General features: G+C 63.5%; 2 protein-coding genes and 1 pseudogene. 1 reads left to right on the forward strand and 2 read right to left on the reverse strand.

All coding sequences use genetic code 11. The features are described 5' to 3' along the window. On the forward strand, nt 1–745 hold a 745-nt coding region (locus VIQ49_RS23480), incomplete at its 5' end, for a CHAT domain-containing protein (RefSeq protein WP_331889003.1). Between the two features lie 279 nt (nt 746–1,024). Here the strand turns inward: VIQ49_RS23480 and VIQ49_RS29080 are convergent. Both VIQ49_RS29080 and VIQ49_RS23505 read right to left on the reverse strand, forming a co-directional pair. After that, nucleotides 1,025–2,095 (reverse strand): annotated as a pseudogene (locus VIQ49_RS29080) (IS110 family transposase). Nucleotides 2,096–2,666: 571 nt separating this feature from the next. After that, the coding region (locus VIQ49_RS23505) for an SAVED domain-containing protein (RefSeq protein ID WP_331889006.1) at nt 2,667–3,131 on the reverse strand (465 nt) is incomplete at its 5' end.

Genomic DNA, 3,131 nt, shown 5'->3' on the forward strand with positions numbered 1-3,131 from the left:
GCGGACCCAGTTTGCTCGGCACCACCTCGGTCAGTATGCATGCCTTGCTGATAGCGCCATGTCGGCGTACCTGCCCACGATTGCCGAGTTCTCCTGCGGCCTAGCGCCATCGGGTGCCCTCAAGTCGCCCCGGCTGCTCTATGTCTCCACCGACGCCGGTACACAGACACTTGATCATGCCGAAGCGGAGCTAGACGCAGTGCGTGGGATCCTGCGCGACGTCGCCGTCACACACCTCTCCGGAGCCGACGCGACTATTGAGGCAGTAGGTAATGCGTTGCCCGGACATCCCTTTCTGCACGTGACGGCTCATGGGTCCGCCAGCGCTGAGGCGTTCGCTTCAGGGGTACGGCTCGCAGATGGTGTGCTCACGCTTGGTCATCTGGCCGACTTGCAGGTCGCCAGAGGTGAGCTCGCGGTGTTCCTTACCTGCGACTCGGCGCGCGGTTCTGCGGCGTTGCCGAACGAGGCACTGCACGTGGCCGGCGCGGCAATGCAAACCGGCTACCCGAACGTGGTCGCGACCTCGATACCGCTGCGGGACTCATCTGCTGTGACCATTGCGACGGCTATCTACACCGCCGTCGCTGGAGCCAGGGAGGGCGAGGTAGGAGAAGCTGTCGCGCGAGCGATGCACGATGCACTGGCGGTTATTCGTGATGAACCAACTTGTGCCACCGATCCTCTGCAGTGGGCGCCCCTGGCATACTTTGGGTGGGGCTGCAACGAGGTCGCGATGCCGTGATGACGATCGCCTACGTCACCTCTTCTGGAGCAGCGTCAGGGACCGCGCGATCCGCCGACCGTCTCCTTCCCCGGCGCTGGATTGTCCAGGAGCGCACCGGCAGCCCTGGTGATGTTCGACGGGTGCAGGATTGGTTGCAGCGCACACAGCGGCAGTCGAAAAGCTATGGCTCCGTTAGTGTCTGGCTGCATTATCGGGATTGTGATAGCCCTGCGGACGACGGAGTTGAGCCAGAAGCGGAGAGTGGTTGGCTCTACCCGTCGGGCTGCTCCAACTCGGTCAGCCGGCAAGAGAGTCACCGCGCCACCACGGCAATCGTGCCCGCGGCTGCAACAGGCTGTTCACGTTCAACCGGGTGTAGACGACTCGTGCCAGGTGACGCTTCAGCGAGCGCATGGCCCGACTGCGGGTGTCACCGGTCTGGAGTCTCATCTGAAAATATGCTCGCCCAGGGCTGCCATGCGAATCTGGGTGACTGCAATGCGGTGCAGCGCTGGATTGAGATGGCGGTTGCCGTGTTTTCCCGACTGCATCCGCACCGATGACCCGCCCGAAGTATACGGAGTGGGCGCAAGACCAGCGTATCGGGCGAAGGCAGCGTCGCTGCGGAACCTGTTGACATTGGCGACCTGAGCAACGATCTTGGCGGCGGTCAGTTCTGCACATCCCGGCAGCGTAAGCAGAGCGGGCGCGACCGCCCGCACCCGCTGACTGATCCGGCGGGTCGACTTCTCCATCTCCTCGCTGTTCCTGATGATGTCATCGAGTTCATCAAGGGCGAGTTCAGCGACGAGCCCGTGCTGAGTAGCCAGCCACGCACGCATGTCCGCGCGAGCCTACTTGACGTTCCAGTTCGCCGGTGTGGGCCGCGCGGGGTCAAGCTGATGTACCCGGCCGAGCAACCTGTTGATCACAGCGGTGCGTTGGGCGACGAGGTCCTCGTAACGATCGACCAAGAGCCGCAGTTCCATCGAGATAGGGTCTTAGGTGGCCATCGGTAGGTTGGTTTCGCGCTGGACAGCGCGCGCCACCGCCAGGGCATCGATTCGGGTCAGACTTCCCGCGTAGCCTCGATGAGGCCCGGGTGCGACTCATCAGATGCGGGGGAACCCTGATCACCCCGAATCCTTCTGCCATCAAATCGTTCTCAAGCCGGGGGCTCAGTGACCGGCAATCCTCAACCGCCCGAACGAGATCAGGCCCGAACCGCGCTCGCGCCCACCGCACGCCCTCACGGTGGGCGGCACTGGTGGTGGTGATCGTCTTGTGCCCGAGCTCGCGGCCGAGCCCGTCGGCCGCGACGAGGGTGTGAGTCTTCTTGTGGGCGTCAACACCGATCACCGCATTCATCGCCAATCAACCTCTCTGCGAGAGCATTCCAGCACTCTCTCCCAGTGATTCTCACCAGTTATTGCCGAGCGGCCAGGCGAGCTGTTGCCACATGGTGTCGGCATCGTCCATGGAGGCCAACGGTGTGTGGCATGACGACCGATCAGGCCAGGCGCCGGGGGGCAACATCGCAGGCCGCACCAGTGCGGCTGTCACGCGGTGGGTAAGGCGCCCTCGCCCACCGCACCCGTCACAGTGGGGTCGACACCATGCTACCAGGCCAGTCTTCACCAGACGGCATGAATTTTATGAGTCAGACGTCACGCGATCGGGGCGACAACCACGATAGCGGGAAACTATCCGGATTGCTGGGTGGCATGGAGGCACAGCCAATGGGTGGCGCTGATGGCGAGACGACCTGGGCCACCATGGACGCCGGTCGCAGAGGCATCGTCGACGGCTCGCAGGTGTGAGTGTCGTCGACCGCGCCGCGACGACGGCGGATCGGCAACTACCACCGTCGCAGGGAGTGTTATTGCTGAACTCAGCGCTGACGGGTTCTGGTCGTTGTCGCGCATGGCGACGTGGCCGGCTATTCCTGACCGTCAGTGTCGTGGCCGAGTAAGACCTCTTCGATCGCGCCAGCAGGGGCAGAGGCGCGGATACGCAGGGCCGGCACGTATTTGGGCCGGCCGTCATAGTCTCTGCCTTCGTCGCTGTCGTTCCATTCGTAGGCGACCACTCGCAATGTGTTGGTCAGCCTGCCCAGCAAGAGGGCGACGGGAAAGGGGCATCGCAGCAACAGATGCACGTCTGCGTTCGCGTGATCGTTGACCAAGGTGCGGATGCGCGCGGCCGCCTCTGCAGCAATTGCACCGGCAACTGAGTTATCGAGTAGTTCACCGCCGGTACTTCGAAGATGTTGCCACGCACTGAGATGCCGTCGACTGTCCTCAAGGTACCGTTCGAAAGCAGCGTTGCTGGGCGGCGTCATCAGGTCGAGGTAGACCGCGACGGCTCGGCGCCCCATGGTGATCGGCGCACCGTTGGTTCCCTG

The organism is Williamsia sp. (genome assembly GCF_036566845.1).
GTDB lineage: Bacteria > Actinomycetota > Actinomycetes > Mycobacteriales > Mycobacteriaceae > Williamsia.